The following is a 17,431-nucleotide window of genomic DNA, read 5'->3' as shown; positions in this document are numbered from 1 at the left end:
TAAAGATACGATTTTTTAAATACGGCCTGCCGGAAAATAACAACGATGCGGATTCGTTTTTCCGGTTATTCTTTTCGCAGCCAGCCGATTATTCGTTTGTTGTCAATTACCCACATGTCATTGCGCAACTGTAACGAGAATCTGGCTCTGGAAGCAGCAAACGGTCCGGGATTTTGCTGGATAATCTCAATCTCGTTATCATGAACTTCCGAAACGATGGCCACATGTCCGAAGCGGTTCAGCAATGAACCGGAATACACTAACAGGTCGTTGACCTTGGGTTTGGACTCACTCGGATTATGGTATTGCAGCAAAGCGCGTTTGGTGTTGAACCGGCCGTCCGGGATTTCCGGATCAAAAAAGTCTTTTGCATGGCCGTAACTGTCCGGCATCTTGTGGTCTAAATGTTCGCAATAGTAGCGTTTTACAAATTCCACACATTGGTATTTTAATCCTAAATTATAATTGTCGGCAGTCAGGTTACGCCCGGAAACATTATCCACTCCGCCATTATAATAGACATTGACCCCGTTGAACTGATCAACAACCTGGCCGGTAGTGTAGGAGCTGTTGAAGTTGTAGTTTTTAAGGCAGTATACAGTCCCTATGGTGAGTACTGCAATACATCCGGCGATGGCATAAAGGCGTTTCTTTTTCATGGTTACTGGCAGAGAAATTAAAGTATAAATATAACATAAATTTCAGTCTTTTGCAGCCACAGCCGGATTTATATTCAATACCGGTAATGGCTTCCGATGCGATTTTCCTGTACATAAAAAAATGGATCCTGAGAATACCCAGGATCCGTTTTGGATAGAGCCGGATTCCAAAAAGATTACAGGGTAATTACAATTTTACCCACGGTTCTTCCGGTTTCAATATCGTGATGGGCCTGTGCCATTTGTTCAAACGGATATGTTTTGGAAACATGGGCTTTTATGCTGCCGTTTTCCAATAAGGTAGCCAGGGATTTCATGTCGTCTCCGTTTGAAGCGACCAGCATAAAAGAGCCGTTAATGCTTTTTGAGCGTGCTTTTTCGGTTACCTGTTCGTTCAGACCGGACGGAATACTAATCAGGGTTCCCTGCTTTCTGATGACTTCAAGGGAACGGTCAATGTTATTTCCGCCGATAGTGTCCAAAACAAAGTCAACATCCGAAACGGTTTCTTCAAAACGTTCGGTGTTGTAGTCAAGGTGTCTGTCTGCACCGAGTCCTAACACAAAATCCCTGTTTTTAGCAGATGAGGTTCCAATCACATAAGCACCCAGGTGTTTAGCAATCTGAACAGCAAAATGCCCGACACCACCGGAAGCGGCGTGAATTAAAACAGTATCGTCTGGCTGTACTTTGGCATGGTGTACGATGGCCTGCCAGGCGGTCAATGCCGCTAAAGTTGCCGCAGCGGCTGCTTCAAAAGAAATGTTGGCAGGTTTTAAGGCCAGTTGGTCTTCGGGCGCACTTACATATTCGGCATAGGCTTTTCCGTGTCCCGGGAAATTAACCATACCGAAAACAGCATCCCCTTTTTTAAAAGCCGTTACTTTTTCTCCTACCGCAGTAACAATACCGGAAATATCCCAACCCAGAATTAAAGGCTGTATTTCTTTTAACCTGCCATACATGCCATTTCCGTTTCGGGTTTTGGCATCAACTGGATTAATGCTGATGGCTTTTACCTGTATGAGTACTTCGTTATCGTTATAATCGGGTAGCGGTAAGGTGGTGAGCTGTAGATTTTCCGGAGCTCCTGTATTTTCTAAAATAAATGCTTTCATACTATTATAATTAAAATGTAAAGAAAAATTATACAATATATGGGTTGTTTTTATGGTATAAATTTTCTTTTATTTGGTATTTTTGCGCCATGAAGCGAGAACATTTGTACGAACCGTTTTCAATTAGTTTTGAAACGCTGACGGAATATCCCAAACCGGCACACCAGCACAGCTATTTTGAACTGGTATATGTGCTGGATGGAAACGGGATGCAGTGCATCAATCAGAATAACTTTGCCTACCATCCGGGGTATCTGTTTTTAATTACGCCCCAGGATTGTCATTCTTTTACGATCGATACACCAACGCAGTTTTTCTTTTTGCGCTTTAATGATATCTATATCCGTTCGAATGCTTTACAAACGGATAATATCAAACGGCTGGAATTCATTTTGCAAAATGCCAACCATCAGCCGGGCTGTATTTTAAAAAATCAAACGGATAAAAGCCTGGTACGGCCGATGGTCGAAGCGATCATACGCGAATATGTCAACCGGGACCTGTACAACAAAGAAGTCATTCAACAGATCATCAATACGCTGATCGTGATTGTAGCACGCAATATTGCCAAATATTTACCGGAGCAGGTGACTGAAAAAAGCGATGAGAAATTTTTAGCAATCCTCAATTATATACAGCAGCATATTTATGAGCCGGAAAAGATCCGTACCGAGGTAATGAGTGCGCATTTTGGCATTTCGGAAGGGTATTTAGGGCGGTATTTTAAAAAGCACTGTAACGAAACGATGCAGTCGTATATCACGAATTATAAGATCAGTTTAATCGAGTACCGCCTGAAACACAGTGCAAAACGGATTAACGAAATTGCGGTTGAATTAGGGTTTACCGATGAAAGCCACCTGAATAAGTTTTTCAAAAAGCAGAAGGGAATTGGTCCCAGACAATATCGGAGCAGGCTATTTTCTTAGCAAGTCCGGGATGTGGGACAACAAAAAGGCAAGCCTTGTTTCAATATCCGCTTTCGGAATTTCAATGATCTGATAGTTGTATAACCGGTAAGTTGCCACCATTTTTTCATAAGTACGAACCGCTTCTTCCCAGGTTTGTTTCCGTTCCGTATCCGTTTGGTATATTTCCTGCCAGGGCGGCAACAGGAATACTTTTGAGTTGTAAGTAAACTGCCGGGCGTTAAGATCCATGGCTTCAGATATTCCCAGATTGATTAACTGCGCATAACACAGGGTGTCGGGAATACCCCTGTCGAAAAAAACAGGCTCATTGCCGGGATGTGAATTAAATGTTTCGATATAGCTGTTAACGGAGCGTTCCAGCATCAGCCGGGTGTACAGCGCGGTGTCTTTCCAGGGTAAAGCCGTTCCGCCGGACTGTAGCTGTTCCTGTATGATTTCCCGGGCTGCTTCCGGAATGCAACGATAGTGCTGCCGGGCTAAAGCATTCAGTAAAGTGGTTTTTCCGGCTCCGGGACCGCCAGTAATCACAAAGAAGGTATCGGAATGCCAAGGTTGTTGCAAGGTCATTTTGTTTTAAGGTATGATGTGTTTGGGATCAATAAGTCTGCCGTGAAGCCGGCAATACCGGTTCCTGATAATCGGACCGTATGTGAATCCCGTTTTTATGAAATGCGGGTGTTATCCTTTTTAAATGGATGTTAATTTAAGTAAAACAGGAAAAATAAAGGTAAGCATTAAATGGGTATAAAGCATTTTTTCGAGGCTTGTTTTTTGTAGTAACATCAGGATAAGAAAAAACAACGATTGCGTGATCGTAATACAATACCCGATCATAATGACCTTTTCGCCGGTATTAAACAGCAGAACTGCCATATAGCCGGTTATTATCGCAATCAGGGTTTTTGAGGTCATGTTGAAGATATGGTCAATTTTTGAGGTTCCCTTTTGATAAAAAGACTTCACAATGGAATAGGGATAATAATAAATAGTGATGCCGGTTAATATTGCCGATACGGGATATTGGATAACAGGAATGCCGTTATTGTTGTTGCTGATCAGTATTAAAACCGACAATAGTAATAGTAACAGATTCAGCCAGTATTTTTCTTTTAATTTTATGAAATGGAACATCAGGATAAGTATTATTGGTTAGGTATATTCCATGTGCATGATTGGCTAATGAAGTAAAAATAGCCCAAAAAAGAGTTGCCTGTACAAAAGGGAATTACTCATTTATACTCAAAATTAAATTTTTAAAGGAATAATAAGAAAGAACCTTTTTTACTGTTGAAAACGGAGAAAAAGTAACCCGATTATGGCTGCTGCTTAATAAGTTTTTGATGCTTTTTAGCGGGTGATACTAAAAAAGCCGGACATTGTCCGGCTTTTTTAATGTTATAGATGTGTTTATTAGTATAAACTTGGATATTTGGAAGGATTCGCCTCATTCATAATTTCGTACACTTTTTCGAAAATATCTTCGGCTGAAGGTTTGGAGAAATAATCCCCGTCTGTTCCGTAAGCAGGACGGTGTGCTTTGGAAGCCAGTGTTTGCGGCTGACTGTCTAAATGCATATATCCTTTTTGCTCATCAATGATTTGCTGCAGGATGTAGGCAGAAGCACCACCCGGAACGTCTTCATCAATTACCAGTAAGCGGTTTGTTTTGGCTACGCTTTTCACGATATCGTGATTAATATCGAAAGGCAATAACGACTGGACGTCGATGATTTCGGCATCAATACCCACTTCCAGTAATTCTTTGGCTGCCTGCTCAATTAAACGCAGGGTAGAGCCGTAAGAAACCAAAGTGATATCTGTACCTTCTTTGATGGTTTCCACCACACCGATTGGCGTTTTGAAAGCTCCGATATTGGACGGCATTTTTTCTTTTAAACGGTAACCGTTCAGACATTCCACTACTAAAGCCGGTTCGTCGGTTTCCAGTAACGTATTGTAGAATCCTGCCGCTTTAGTCATGTTTCTCGGTACCAAAACGTGTATTCCACGGATCGCATTCAGGATCATTCCCATTGGCGATCCGGAGTGCCAGATACCTTCCAGTCTGTGGCCGCGTGTTCTGATGATCAGCGGTGCTTTCTGACGTCCGGCAGTTCTATACTGTAAGGTCGCCAAATCGTCACTCATGATCTGGATTGCATATAAAAGATAATCCAGGTACTGGATTTCAGCGATCGGACGTAATCCTCTCATCGCCATTCCGATTCCCTGTCCTAAAATGGTTGCTTCACGAATACCGGCATCGGCAACACGGAAGGCACCATATTTTTCCTGCATACCTTCCAATCCCTGGTTCACATCGCCGATAGTACCGGAATCTTCACCAAAAATTAAGGTTTCAGGATATTTAGCGAAAATAGCATCAAAGTTATCGCGGATGATTAAACGGGCATCTACTTCTTCGGCTGCTGCATCATAAACAGGCAGTACTTCTGCACTGTTCAATACATTTTTATCCGATTGGGAGAACAAATGCGAGCTGAATTTAGGCTGTATTTTAGCTGTATAGCTGGTAATCCAGGTCGCTAACGAACCTTTTCCGTTTTCGTTTACAATCAGGCGCAATACTTTACGCGCAGTCACTAAAATGTCTTTGCGGATCGGTTCTTTAATTGCGGCTAAATCATTTGCATATTTTTCAATGAAAACTTTGTTAGGACTGGAAGCAGCAATACTGTTTAAGAAAGCAGCTAATTCCTGCTGTTCTTCTTTTATCGGGTTCAGGTAAGCGCTCCAGGCTGCTTTTTTGCCTTCCAGCACTTCTTTTTTAGCGGCAGCATCCATTGCTTCAATTTCTTCGGCTGTAGCAATGTTGTTTTCAATCAGCCATTTGCGGAATTGCGCCAGGCAGTCAAATTCTGCTTCCCATGCCAGACGATCGGCATTTTTGTAACGTTCGTGTGAACCGGAAGTAGAGTGTCCCTGCGGCTGGGTTAGTTCTTTAACGTGGATTAATACCGGCACGTGCTCTTCACGGGCAATAGCCGCTGCTTTCTGATAGGTTTCCACCAAAGTAGGGTAATCCCATCCTTTTACCGTGATGATCTCAAAACCATTGTTGTTTTCATCACGCTGGAATCCTTTTAATATTTCGGAGATATTCTCTTTTGTAGTCTGGTAGCGGGCGTGAACGGAAATTCCGTATTCATCATCCCAAACGCTCATCACCATTGGTACCTGAAGTACTCCGGCAGCGTTAATGGTTTCAAAGAACAAACCTTCCGAAGTGGAAGCATTACCGATTGTTCCCCATGCGATCTCGTTTCCGTCAATTGAGAAATTGGTGTTATTTTCAATTCCGGATACATTACGGTATATTTTTGAGGCCTGTGCCAAACCTAATAAACGAGGCATCTGCCCGGCTGTAGGAGAAATATCGGCACTTGAATTTTTCTGAGCAGTAAGGTTTTTCCAGTTTCCGTTTTCGTCAAGGCTGTGTGTGGCAAAATGCCCGCCCATCTGACGTCCGGCACTCATCGGGTCATGAGCCAGATCGGCATGACCGTATAAACCGGCAAAAAACTGTTGAATTGTCATTTGACCTATTGCCATCATGAAAGTCTGATCACGGTAATAACCCGAACGGAAATCGCCGTTTTTAAAAGCCTTTGCCATCGCAAGCTGTGGCACTTCTTTACCATCACCAAAAATCCCGAATTTCGCCTTACCGGTAAGTACTTCACGTCTTCCCAATAAGCTGCATTCTCTGCTGATGGTTGCAATTTTATAATCGTTAAGCACCTCTGTTTTGAAATCTTCAAAAGAAAGAGCTTCTTTAGCGGCCGTTTGATTCATAGTCAAATAATAATGAGATTGGGACAAATTTAATTATTTAGTCAATACAAAACAAAGGATTGTGAAAATAACAATTCAACATTTGGTAAAAAAACTATGGGTTTGTCTTGTTTTGTTGAGGATATTTTATTGAAAATAGTATTTTATCAAAGTTTTTTTAATAAAATAAAATAAAAATGCCTGTTTTTTTATCGTTTATTTAGAACCACTTTCTGGTAAATAGCGAAACCAGGGTTTTGGCACTCAGGGTTACGACAAACCGGATGCGCTGTCCGTAATTAGGATCGTTTACTTCCCAGCCGTTATTGGAATACACCGGGAAATAGAGCTCGAAATAGTCCTGAACCAGATTCAGCCGGATTCCGCTGTCGTAAACAAACTGCGGATTGGAGAAACGGTTTTTAATGATTCCGGCATCGGCATAGGCTTCCACCCAGTTCCAGATACTGAAACTGGCATTGGTGGTGGTCATCCACTGGTTTGCATAGCGGTTTTTTAATTTGGATTTAAAACCACCGTCGGCCATTACAAACTGCTGGCTGAAAAGTCCGGTCGATTCCGAACGGCCAATAAGGTTGTAACCGAAAAGATAATCGGAAGGACGGTCCAGTCCGAAGCTAAAGAAATCGGTTCCGGTTTCGTTATACATAAAGGTACCGGCAAAAAAACGAACGGTGACCTGCCGCCTGTCGTCAAATAATTTCCGGTACTGCATTTCGGCGGAAAGCCTGCTGAAATTGCTGGCAATCTGCAAATCGGTTAAAAAGCTGTACAGTCTTGCGGTTTCTGCTTCCCCTATGGAATAACGGGCATTAAAAACAGAATAGTTTTCTTCTTTTTTGTTTTTAAGCAGCGGTGAATCTTCTTTTTCTACAAAGACATGACGTATCAGGATGGTCTCTTTTCTGTTTTCGCGGTAATCCGGTTCCCGGAAACGGAACTGTACCGAAGGCATGATCTTCGTATAGGAAGCATTCGGCGCATAATGGAGCGTTGAACCGGAAATGGAATAACGGATGTTGTACAAACGTTCGTCCCGGATATTCTGGAAATAGGAGAGTGTCGCACTTCCTACCAGTTCTTTGGTATTCGTGGAATAATCAGGGATAATATCAAACTGAAACGGCTTGTCCAGCAGGGTTTCATTGTGAATGCGCATGCCGAGCATCAAACCGTCATACAGGTTGTAATTGAAATCCGGAACATAAAAAAACTGGTTGTATTGCGGATCTTCAAGGTCTTTAAAGAAGTTGAATTTTACCGGACGGTTCAGCGAAGGAAAGCCTTTTAGCGTTTTATAGTTGTTCCGACGGTTAAATTCGGGCACTTCATTGGTGTGATTAAGCGCCAGTTTGTCAATCCCTTCTTTCGGAACGGATACGATGGTGTCCTTAGCTATATTTTCCAGCCAGGTTTTCGAAACTATCTGACCGTTTTTCATACCGTATAACGGAACGGGAACGGTTGCCTGAGCATTGTTTTTGACTTCAACCTGTATGTTGCTGCCGTCGTCCCGTACTTTTCCGAATTTATAATCGATCAGGTCCCTGGAATTGATAACAGATTTGAAAAACCAGTCGATATTTTTGGGTGTTTTTGATTTTAGTATGGTTTCGATATCGTTTCGTGAGGTCTGCTGACTTTTGTTTAGGGTCACGAAATCATAAAGCGCACTGTCTACGCTGTCGTGCTGCAGGTAGGAATCCAGGTAATTCAGGGCTAAGCCGGCTTTGTATTTTCCGGATATTTGTTCGTTGAATTTTACAAAGGTGTTTTTCGGATTCCCGATGGGCTGATCGAGGTTCATACGGGCCATCATCAGGTACAGATAGCTGTATTGTTCGTTAAACCCGGTGGTAAAAAGGCTAAAGCCTCTCAGGAATTTATAGCGTGCCAATGTTCCGGTCATTTTCACATTGGGGTAATTGTCTTCAATATACTTCATCATCGTGTAGACCTGAATACCATCGTATATCCAGTTGTCTTCCCGGTGATTGACCTGTAAGGTGTTTTTTAGGTAGTTGTTTACGTATGTTTTCAGGAACTTGAGCTCATAGACAAATTCATCCGGAAAGGGTCTGAGGAATTTGGGCAGCTGGTTTAAGCCGTAAAACGGGTTGCGGTCATAGTCGGTCTGGCTGATAACCATTTTGTCCTGTGCCGGATTGCCCAGGTGTTCGGCTACATAGTTAACGACACGGTCAATGATAATGGCTTTTTGAACTTCACTGAGCTTGTTTTCTTTAATGTTGCTCGTAATTTCTGTTTTGTCGTTTTTGTAATTGCCGTATGTTAGCGTGTTTTCCAGTGCGAGGATAATGTCCTGCCTGTTTTTTCCGGTCAGGGTATAGTTTTTAAAACCGTCTTCTTCGGTAGTGGCGGTAATGTCCAGGTCGGTGGTTAGCGATAGTGCCGCCGGTACTTTTAGCTGAATATCAAAATCGGAAATTGCATTTGAAATATCGTCCAGGTTTTCATTGCTGTATTTTACAAAAGTGTTTTTTTCGTATCGGGCAGGTGTCAGAAACCAGTTTTTAATATAGAAATCACCCGCATTATTAAAGCCGTAACGGGTAAAACGGTCGTTGGGTATTTTTACGGAATAGACGATGTTAATCCGGAATTTCTGCTTCGGATATACCGGATTCAGCAAATGAATGTCGACTAAATCGGGTTGGTTGGGAAGCCGGGACCATTCCAGTCTTCGCTGGTTCTGATCGATAACGGAAACAATATTGGTGTGTCCTCTGTCGCTCTCGCCGGCAAGATGGAAAATCCGGGTAAATTCGTCCGAAAAACGTTTGGCCAGCGGTGTGCTTCTATCGGAATAGGCATTATTCCAGTCGTTTAGGATATAGTCTTTCAGCGTGTCTTTGGTGTTGTTATAATAGGTTATTTCCTGCTGTATTTTAAGCATTTTCGACTCCGGATCAACGGTAATACTCATTGCGCTGTGGTGCTGGGCACTCACAGAGTACATTCCAAATAATAAAAAGGGGAGAAGGTATTTAATGGCTTTCAAAGGGTTCTGGCAAGTCTTATGGATTAAACCTGGTTTTTTAATTATAACAGTATGTATTCACAATGTTACAATTTTAATTCAAATTATTAGCGAAAATTTTCAGTAGTAATGAAAAATAATATTCCATGAGTTGGCATACGCTTTTTTAGCTGTGGTGTTGTGAATGTTAAAACAGTGTAATTTTTTGATATACAGTGAAGTATTAACAATTATGCTGCCTTTAGTTTTTTGTTTATAATTAACTTTGTCGCTAAACTTAATAGGAATGACAAAAAAATTACTAATTATTTTACTCTTTTTAGCGTCAAATGTTATCTTTTCTCAGGTAGTAATCAACGAGTTGGATTCCGATACGCCTTCAACAGATGATAAAGAGTTTATTGAACTGAAATCCACTGTTCCGAATTTTTCTTTGAACGGTTATGTACTGGTTTTGTTTAACGGCGGTAGTACGGGAACCTCTAACCTGAGCTATTATGCCATTGACCTGGACGGATTAACGACCGATGCGAACGGTATTATTGTATTGGGGAATACGCTGGTATCTCCTGTGCCGACGTATATTTTTTCCAATAATGTCGTGCAGAACGGACCGGATGCGGTTGCGATTTATCAGGCGAACGGTTCCGATTTTCCAATGAACACACCGGCATCAACAACCAACCTGATCGATGCGCTGGTATACGGAAACAACAATACGCAGGCAACGGCTTTGCTGTCGGCATTGGGAGTGAGCACGCAGATTAATGAAAACATGAACAGTCAGGGAACGGTACAGTCCATTCAGCGAAAGGCGGATGGAACCTATGAGGTTAAAGCGCCTACACCCGGAGCGAATAATGATGGCAGCGGTATTGTTTTTAACGGGATTACGATAACGGCACCCACTACGCACCTGAATGAAGGGGAAAGTTTTGTTATTACGTTTACGACACAAACCAATGTAGCGAGTAACCTGACGTTTAATTTTTCTTTGCATAACGATAGTTTTACAACAGCCGATTATACCGGTAATACCACGGTTTTGATTCCTGCAGGATCCAATTCTTTTTCGACCACGATCCAGATCATTGATGATGCAATTGATGAAGGGGATGAGGTGCTGAAAATAAAATTCGGAACCCTTCCTGCCGGTTATGTGCGCATGAACGACAATATTGAAATCCGTGTAATCGACAACGATTTTACGGTTTCGGCATGGGGAACGCCTTTAAATCCTACGCATGGGGTAGTTACGAGTACGGCACCAGCCGGTTATTACAGTTCACTGGAAGGATTGAGCGGAGCGGCGTTAAAACAGGCTGTTCAGAATATTATTGCCAATCCGGCGGTAGTGAGAGCTCACAATTATGGTGACATTGTTGAAATACTTAAAAAAGCAGATCAGAATCCGCTGAACAGTAATCAGGTCTGGATGATGTATGTTGAGTCCCCGCGGGCGAAACTGGATTATCAAACCGGCAGCAGTAACGTAGGAACCTGGAACCGGGAGCATATTTATCCGCAGTCAAGAGGCGGATTTTCAAACGGTACTTCGTCTACTCCGGACGGGATCAATGTCTGGCTGCCAACCAATGCCGATGATATCAATGCGGCACATGCCGATGCGCATCATTTAAGAGCAGAGGACGGTCCGGAAAACAGTTCCCGAAACAACCGTGATTACGGCGGTACGGACTATAACGGTCCTGTTGGTACTCAGGGTTCGTGGAAAGGCGATGTGGCGCGTGCGGTATTCTATATGGCAGTTCGTTACAATGCTTTGGATGTGGTAAACGGTAATCCGCCGGACACTACCGTAGGGCAGCTGGGTGATTTAGCGTCTTTACTGGCCTGGAACCACAGCGATCCGTCGGATGATTTTGAAATGAACCGCAACAATTATATTTATACCTGGCAGGTGAACCGCAATCCGTTTATCGATCATCCGGGTCTTGCCGATTATATCTGGGGAACGCATGTGGGGGAACCCTGGTCGGCTACTTTGAGTACACCGGATGTGAACGCATTGCAGGTATTGTTATATCCGAATCCTGCGAACGATTATCTGTATATTGACGGTGTTCAGGATCGCGGACAGCTGGAAGTGTACACAATTACCGGGCAAAAAGTGAAAACACTGGATTTTGAAGGTACAACAAAAGTATTCCTGGATTTGTCTTCCGGAATGTACATTACAAAAATTACATCCGATAATAAAACGGTAGTGAAAAAGCTGCTGATACGATAAGTAAAAAAGTCATAAACATAAAAAAACCTTCAAAGCTAACTTTGAAGGTTTTTTTATTGGGTATTCCGGTTATGGGATTATCCACCCATATATTCGTCACCACCGTTATTGTCGTCTCTTTTTTGTTGTTTTTCTCTTTCGTTTTTGCTTTTGTTAAAACGGTAAGTGAAAGACAGGTTGATCTGACGCTCTCTCCATTGCATTTCACTGTGTGAGTTTAATTGTAACGGGATGTTGGTATCGCTAATTCTTTTACGGGAATTGAATACGTCGTTTACGTTTAAGGCAATGGTAGCTTTGTCTTTCAGGATGTCTTTGCTGAATGCCAGGTTAGCTGATAGAATTCCTTCACTTCGTCCCTGCGACGTGTTTTGCGGCGCATTGTAAGTAGCGTTGGTCTGCCAGTCAATTCCATACGGTAAAGTAACTTTAGAGCTCACTCTGGTAAACCAGCTGTAGGCAGTATTGCTTAAATCCTGTAATACTTCAACATTATTGGCATCGGTATAGGTATAGCTTCCGTCCAGTTCGTTTCTGAAGAAGTTGAAGTTACCGTTCAATTTCCACCATTTGTACGGATTGTAGTTTAACGTAAATTCAAAACCAAAACGGTATTCTGTCGCTAAGTTTACCGGTGTACTCACATAAACAGGTGTTCCTTCAATGGAATTACCGGTTGCTTTTTTGATAAACTGGAAGCTGTCATCCGTTTTGTTGAAATAAGCAGAAGTGCTTAATGTAAGTTTGTCCCAACGTTTTAAATAACCTAAATCGAAGGAATTGGTATAGGAAGGATTTAAATCCGGATTTCCTTCAAAAACGTTGATGTTACTCGAAAGTCCGCTAAACGGGTTTAAGAAACGGCCTCTCGGACGGTTGATTCTTTTACTGTAGCTCAAACTCACGCTGTTGCTTTGAGAAAACTCATACGTCAGGAAAACACTTGGGAAAAAGTTATCGTATTTTTTAGTGTTGAAATCGCTGTTTTTCAAAAAGTTGATGTCGATATTGGAGTTTTCATAACGCAATCCGAACATATAGCTGAATTTCTTGATTTTTGAACCAAACTGTGCATAAAGGGCATTGATTTGCTCTTTATATTCGAAAACGTTTGTTAAATCACTGTTGTTCTGCCAAACGTTACTGGTAAAGTTGTCCACTCTGTAATCGGTTGTCAGGTCGGTAAAATCACCACGGTAACCGGCTTCAAACTGGCTGTTTTTTCCAATTGGCAATACATAGTCGGATTGAATAAGGCTACGGTTTTGTTTTTGTTTGTTGAAGGTTCTGTCGGCACTATAGATGTTATCATTCAATTGAATGTCGCTAATGGTAGCATCGTCATTGTCTCTGTTTGAAGAAACGGAAGCATCAACGGTTAATTTATGACCGTCTTTTTTAAATTTCTTTGTAAAGTTGGTTGAATATTCCACGTTCTGGGAATCATTCGTCTGATCGTTAAAACGATTTCGGGTAAAAAGATAGTTGTGATTTGCATCGAAATTATCGAAATACACATTGTCCGGATTACCTCCGGTATTTTTTCGGATACCAACAGAGTTAGTCCAGGTTAATGATTTGGTCAGGTACCATTCCATGCCGAAATTCGTATTGTATCCTTTACGCTCTCTTCTGTTGGCTCTGCTTTCGTTGATATATCCGGTAACAGCTCCGGTGTTTTTATCTAAATATTCCGAATTGGTAAACGAGTTTCCGGGACTATCGCTATAGTTATAGCCGGAAGTAGTGAACAGGTTAAAGTTTTTACTTCTGTAATTCACACTGGCATTCACACCAAAGTTATCCGGATTACCGGCAACAGCCGTAACACTTCCGTTAATGCCCTGTGCTTTTCCTTTTTTAAGAATGATATTAACAATGCCGGCTCCACCTTCGGCATCATATCTTGCAGACGGATTGGTAATAACTTCCACTTTATCAACAGAATCTGCCGGAAGCGTACGCAACGCATCGGCAACATTGATTCCGGCAAGACCGGATGGTTTTCCGTCAATAAGGATACGAACATTGTCGTTTCCTCTAAGGCTTACATTACCGTCTGAATCTACAGAAACGGAAGGAACATTATCCAGAACATCACTCACACTTCCGCCTTTAACGGTCATGTCTTTGCCAACATTGTATACTTTTTTGTCCAGTTTGATATCAACAGTAGATTTTTCTGCTACTACGGTAACCTCCTGAAGCAATTTGGCATCAAGCGACAGGGTAATCATGCCCAGACTGGTGTCTTTTGTCAGCTCTTTTTGCTTGATTTCCACGGTTTTAAAAGACAGGAATTCTACTTTTATATAGTAATTGCCGGCAGGAACTTCAAAGCTGAATTCTCCTTTGTCGTTTGTCATCGCACCGGAAACGGTAGAAGGGTTTTTTAGATTTTGTGCATAAACATTGGCATACTCCAAAGGCTGTTTGGTTTCACCGTCTACAACTCTACCGGTAACGGTAACTTTATTACCATCAGGTTTTTGGGCAAAAGAGACGAATGATGTCAAAAACAATAGCATTACTATTGCAAGATGAACTCTTTTCATGAATAATTAGTTTGGTTTTCTTCTTAAGACTGCAAAAGTAACCGTAGGTTTAAGCGCGAAATCACAAATGTTTGTTAAAACGAAGCTATAATTATTCTAAATAATGTCCAGTATTTTCGCTGTCGGACGGCCAATCACGGCTTTATCGCCATTAATAACGATCGGACGTTCAATCAGTTTCGGATGTTCTGACAGGATTTCAATTACCGCTTCATCACTTAACGTTTTGCCTTTGTAATTGTCAATCCATAAACTTTCTTTCTGACGTACCAATTCAATAGGTTTGATGTTGAGCTTGCCGATAATAGACCGTAATTCTTCTTTGCTTAAAGGCTGATCCAGGTATTTAACCGTTTCAAATGTGATGCCTTTGTCTTCCAGCAGGCAAAGTCCTTCTCTGGATTTACTACAGCGGGGATTGTGATAAATAGTGATCATAGCAGAATATTTTTTACAAAGGAAATGATATTATTTGAAAATTGAAGTAACTTAGTGGTAACAAATTATTAACCCGTGAACCGGTGTCACGGACCTAACCCATAACACTCCCTCAATATGTTTATTGAACAAGTAAAGACCGAAAAGTTTAATTTTTTATTGTACCTGCCCATTCCTGTTTTGTTTTTAGTGTTAATGCTGGCTAATTATTTTGCTTCTATGGATGTGAATACCGAAGAGGTGATGCATCAGACCATTGCGGCAATAGGCGTGAACGCTACTTTTGTAGCCCTGATTATTCCACTGTCGTTAGCCTGTATCTTTTTACTGATCTGGGTAAAAGTGGTCCACCGCCAGAGCATTACCAGCCTGACCACATCCCGCGCAAAAATTGACTGGAAACGGGTGTTTTTCTCTTTCGGATTGTGGGGTTTTGTTAGTGTTGGGTTGACGTTACTGGTTTACTTTTCACATCCTGAAAATTTTAAAATCAATTTTCAGCCGGTTCCCTTTTTTACCTTTCTGATCCTGGCGGTGATTTTAGTACCGCTGCAAACCAGTTTTGAAGAATACCTTTTCCGGGGCTATTTAATGCAGGGTCTGGGTGTGGTGACGAATAGTAAATTAATACCGCTGCTGGTTACGTCCATTATGTTCGGACTGATGCATATTGCCAATCCGGAAGTAGGCAAAATGGGTTATATCATACTGATCTATTATATTGGTACCGGTTTCTTTTTGGGAATCATTACCTTAATGGATGAAGGCATGGAACTGGCTTTAGGCTTCCATGCGGCAAATAATCTGGTCGGAGCGCTTCTAATCACGTCGGACTGGACTGCATTCCAGACCCATTCGATTCTTAAAGACTTGTCGGAACCTTCTGCCGGATTTGATGTGATTTTGCCGGTATTTGTGGTTTTTCCTTTGCTTATTTATGTATTTGCAAAAAAATACCAATGGAATAACTGGTCGGATAAGCTAACCGGAAAATTACAATTTAATACTACCGAAACATTATAAACTTGCAGTATATGGAAAAGCTGACTTATAAAAAAGTGCACAACAGGTTCAAATTGAATGGTACCCATTTTAACGGTAAAGAACTTTACCAGCGTGCTTTTGTTTTTATCAAGGAAGGGGAGGAGCATGAAAAGGCTTTGGGAAACTTTATACTGGAATGGTTTGATGAAAAAGATTTTATCGAAATAACCACTTCCGGTACTACCGGAACGCCCAAAGTGATCCGGTTGCAAAAGGATGCGATGGTGAACTCGGCATTGGCAACCGGCGATTTTTTTAAGTTAGAGCCGGGTAATAAAGCGTTGCACTGCCTGCCTATTCAATATATCGCCGGAAAAATGATGCTGGTGCGGGCTTTTATTTTAGGGCTGGAACTCGATTATGTGGCGCCCAGTTCGAATCCGCTGGCAGGAAATGAAACGGTGTATCAGTTTGGTGCCATGGTACCGTTGCAGGTTCAGCATGCTTTAGGGCAGTTGCAGCAAATTAAAACAATCATTATTGGCGGTGCTAAGATCAATACGGTTCTGGCGGCTGCCCTGAAAGAAATTCCGGTTGCGGTTTATGAAACCTACGGAATGACCGAAACCATCACGCACATTGCCGCAAAATTAGTGCAGGAAACCGCGTTTACGGTTTTGCCGGGAATTACCATCAGTACGGACAACAGAGGCTGCTTGCTGATTGATGCGCCGAGGGTTTGCGGGGAACAGCTGGTTACAAACGATATGGTCGAGCTTGTTAATGAAAAGCAATTTATATGGCTGGGACGTTTTGACAACGTTATCAACAGCGGCGGCGTAAAGCTGTTTCCGGAACAGCTGGAGGAAAAATTAGCGGCCGTTGTTCCGCATCGTTTTTATGTGATCGGGAAAGAAGATGAAACACTGGGGGAAAAACTGGTTCTGGTAATTGAAAGTGAACCGTATCCCATTGATAATACGATTTTCGATTTTTTAGGGAAATTTGAGAAACCTAAAGAGATCATTTTTGTTCCGGCATTTAAGGTAACAGACACCGGTAAAGTAAAAAGGCGGGATACGATTCAATAAAAAAACCACAAAGTCACCTGTTTTGATGTTCACAACACGTTTCTGAATACACGTTGGTTCAAGTGGTCTTTGTGGTAGGGATTTTCTAGGCTACTTATTCATCTTAAAATAGTAGTCAGCCGAATGTTTTCCGCTTCCGTAAAAAAGGAAAAAGATACAGACTAACAGGGTTATTGTTGCCATGATAAAGTTCTGGACATTCATCTGTCCTAAAAAGTTAATCATTACCGCACCGATTAAAATAGGCAATTGCACCCAGATGGACCAGCGGGTAAGTAAACCAAAAACAATCATGATACCGCCAACCATATGTGCAGAAGCAACATAGTGGATGAGTAGCATTTCACTGCCGAAATTTCGATTCATGTGGCCTAAAATTTCATGCAGATATTGTCTGTTTGCAACAAAAAAGGCACCTCTCAAAAACAAAAAGACACCAAGAGCAATTCTAACTAGGTCTAGCGGATAGCTGGTATGCGCATTGGCCCATTTGTTTAAACTTTTAACTCTATCCATAACAAATGACTATTTGATTTAGGATGAAAGTTACTAAATAAAAATTAAAATGTATAATTTTTTAGTTAAA

General features: G+C 41.7%; 13 protein-coding genes. 4 read left to right on the top strand and 9 right to left on the bottom strand.

The window, feature by feature from the left end:
• Positions 1-65: 65 nt before the first annotated feature.
• Both BGO42_RS08590 and BGO42_RS08585 read right to left on the bottom strand, forming a co-directional pair.
• Complete coding sequence (locus BGO42_RS08590; RefSeq protein ID WP_273245335.1) at positions 66-659, bottom strand: CHAP domain-containing protein; 594 nt, start codon at positions 657-659, stop codon at positions 66-68.
• A 176-nt stretch (positions 660-835) separates the two neighbouring features.
• The gene (locus BGO42_RS08585; RefSeq protein WP_273245337.1) at positions 836-1,777 is read right to left on the bottom strand and encodes an NADP-dependent oxidoreductase; all 942 of its coding nucleotides are present in this window, start codon (positions 1,775-1,777) and stop codon (positions 836-838) included.
• An 89-nt stretch (positions 1,778-1,866) separates the two neighbouring features.
• Between BGO42_RS08585 and BGO42_RS08580 the strand changes: the two genes are divergently transcribed.
• Complete coding sequence (locus BGO42_RS08580) at positions 1,867-2,706, top strand: AraC family transcriptional regulator (protein WP_273245339.1); 840 nt, start codon at positions 1,867-1,869, stop codon at positions 2,704-2,706.
• Here the strand turns inward: BGO42_RS08580 and BGO42_RS08575 are convergent.
• The 4 genes from BGO42_RS08575 to BGO42_RS08560 form a co-directional block, all read right to left on the bottom strand.
• On the bottom strand, positions 2,695-3,276 hold the full coding sequence (locus BGO42_RS08575; protein ID WP_273245341.1) for an AAA family ATPase: 582 nt from the start codon (positions 3,274-3,276) through the stop codon (positions 2,695-2,697). The two genes, BGO42_RS08580 and BGO42_RS08575, sit on opposite strands and share 12 nt — an antisense overlap.
• A 120-nt stretch (positions 3,277-3,396) precedes the next feature.
• Positions 3,397-3,840: a hypothetical protein gene (locus tag BGO42_RS08570; RefSeq protein WP_273245342.1), complete on the bottom strand. Its 444-nt coding sequence runs from the start codon at positions 3,838-3,840 to the stop codon at positions 3,397-3,399.
• 279 nt (positions 3,841-4,119) lie between these two features.
• Positions 4,120-6,525 carry an alpha-ketoacid dehydrogenase subunit alpha/beta gene (locus BGO42_RS08565; RefSeq protein WP_177735029.1) on the bottom strand — a complete coding sequence of 802 codons (2,406 nt, stop codon included), beginning with the start codon at positions 6,523-6,525 and terminating at the stop codon, positions 4,120-4,122.
• A gap of 199 nt (positions 6,526-6,724) precedes the next feature.
• Positions 6,725-9,505 (bottom strand): gluzincin family metallopeptidase, encoded by a 2,781-nt coding sequence (locus tag BGO42_RS08560; RefSeq protein WP_246296999.1) that lies wholly within the window; start codon positions 9,503-9,505, stop codon positions 6,725-6,727.
• Between the two features lie 307 nt (positions 9,506-9,812).
• Here BGO42_RS08560 and BGO42_RS08555 point away from each other — a divergent pair, with 307 nt between their 5' ends.
• Complete coding sequence (locus BGO42_RS08555) at positions 9,813-11,777, top strand: endonuclease (protein WP_273245345.1); 1,965 nt, start codon at positions 9,813-9,815, stop codon at positions 11,775-11,777.
• Between the two features lie 77 nt (positions 11,778-11,854).
• Here the strand turns inward: BGO42_RS08555 and BGO42_RS08550 are convergent, their stop codons facing one another.
• Both BGO42_RS08550 and arsC read right to left on the bottom strand, forming a co-directional pair.
• Positions 11,855-14,332, bottom strand: a complete 2,478-nt coding sequence (locus BGO42_RS08550; protein WP_273245347.1) for a TonB-dependent receptor — start codon at positions 14,330-14,332, stop codon at positions 11,855-11,857.
• A gap of 96 nt (positions 14,333-14,428) precedes the next feature.
• The gene (gene arsC, locus BGO42_RS08545; protein WP_177735023.1) at positions 14,429-14,770 is read right to left on the bottom strand and encodes an arsenate reductase (glutaredoxin); all 342 of its coding nucleotides are present in this window, start codon (positions 14,768-14,770) and stop codon (positions 14,429-14,431) included.
• 117 nt (positions 14,771-14,887) lie between these two features.
• Between arsC and BGO42_RS08540 the strand changes: the two genes are divergently transcribed.
• Together BGO42_RS08540 and BGO42_RS08535 are read left to right on the top strand one after the other, a co-directional pair.
• Complete coding sequence (locus BGO42_RS08540; protein WP_273245349.1) at positions 14,888-15,793, top strand: CPBP family intramembrane glutamic endopeptidase; 906 nt, start codon at positions 14,888-14,890, stop codon at positions 15,791-15,793.
• Between the two features lie 11 nt (positions 15,794-15,804).
• On the top strand, positions 15,805-16,845 hold the full coding sequence (locus BGO42_RS08535) for an AMP-binding protein (protein ID WP_273245351.1): 1,041 nt from the start codon (positions 15,805-15,807) through the stop codon (positions 16,843-16,845).
• 90 nt (positions 16,846-16,935) lie between these two features.
• Here the strand turns inward: BGO42_RS08535 and BGO42_RS08530 are convergent, their stop codons facing one another.
• Positions 16,936-17,361: a DoxX family protein gene (locus tag BGO42_RS08530; RefSeq protein WP_177735016.1), complete on the bottom strand. Its 426-nt coding sequence runs from the start codon at positions 17,359-17,361 to the stop codon at positions 16,936-16,938.
• Positions 17,362-17,431: the final 70 nt, after the last annotated feature.

The sequence above is a fragment of the Flavobacterium sp. 40-81 genome (assembly GCF_001898245.1).
Lineage (GTDB): Bacteria > Bacteroidota > Bacteroidia > Flavobacteriales > Flavobacteriaceae > Flavobacterium > Flavobacterium inviolabile.
This window is presented reverse-complemented; position numbering and strand designations above follow the sequence as displayed.

Excerpts from the sequence above, each read along its gene's own strand:
- BGO42_RS08590 (WP_273245335.1), bottom strand. The coding sequence starts at position 659 with ATGAAAAAGAAACGCCTTTATGCCATCGCCGGATGTATTGCAGTACTC.
- BGO42_RS08585 (WP_273245337.1), bottom strand. The coding sequence starts at position 1,777 with ATGAAAGCATTTATTTTAGAAAATACAGGAGCTCCGGAAAATCTACAG.
- BGO42_RS08580 (WP_273245339.1), top strand. The coding sequence starts at position 1,867 with ATGAAGCGAGAACATTTGTACGAACCGTTTTCAATTAGTTTTGAAACG.
- BGO42_RS08575 (WP_273245341.1), bottom strand. The coding sequence starts at position 3,276 with ATGACCTTGCAACAACCTTGGCATTCCGATACCTTCTTTGTGATTACT.
- BGO42_RS08570 (WP_273245342.1), bottom strand. The coding sequence starts at position 3,840 with ATGTTCCATTTCATAAAATTAAAAGAAAAATACTGGCTGAATCTGTTA.
- BGO42_RS08565 (WP_177735029.1), bottom strand. The coding sequence starts at position 6,525 with ATGAATCAAACGGCCGCTAAAGAAGCTCTTTCTTTTGAAGATTTCAAA.
- BGO42_RS08560 (WP_246296999.1), bottom strand. The coding sequence starts at position 9,505 with ATGTACTCTGTGAGTGCCCAGCACCACAGCGCAATGAGTATTACCGTT.
- BGO42_RS08555 (WP_273245345.1), top strand. The coding sequence starts at position 9,813 with ATGACAAAAAAATTACTAATTATTTTACTCTTTTTAGCGTCAAATGTT.
- BGO42_RS08550 (WP_273245347.1), bottom strand. The coding sequence starts at position 14,332 with ATGAAAAGAGTTCATCTTGCAATAGTAATGCTATTGTTTTTGACATCA.
- arsC (WP_177735023.1), bottom strand. The coding sequence starts at position 14,770 with ATGATCACTATTTATCACAATCCCCGCTGTAGTAAATCCAGAGAAGGA.
- BGO42_RS08540 (WP_273245349.1), top strand. The coding sequence starts at position 14,888 with ATGTTTATTGAACAAGTAAAGACCGAAAAGTTTAATTTTTTATTGTAC.
- BGO42_RS08535 (WP_273245351.1), top strand. The coding sequence starts at position 15,805 with ATGGAAAAGCTGACTTATAAAAAAGTGCACAACAGGTTCAAATTGAAT.
- BGO42_RS08530 (WP_177735016.1), bottom strand. The coding sequence starts at position 17,361 with ATGGATAGAGTTAAAAGTTTAAACAAATGGGCCAATGCGCATACCAGC.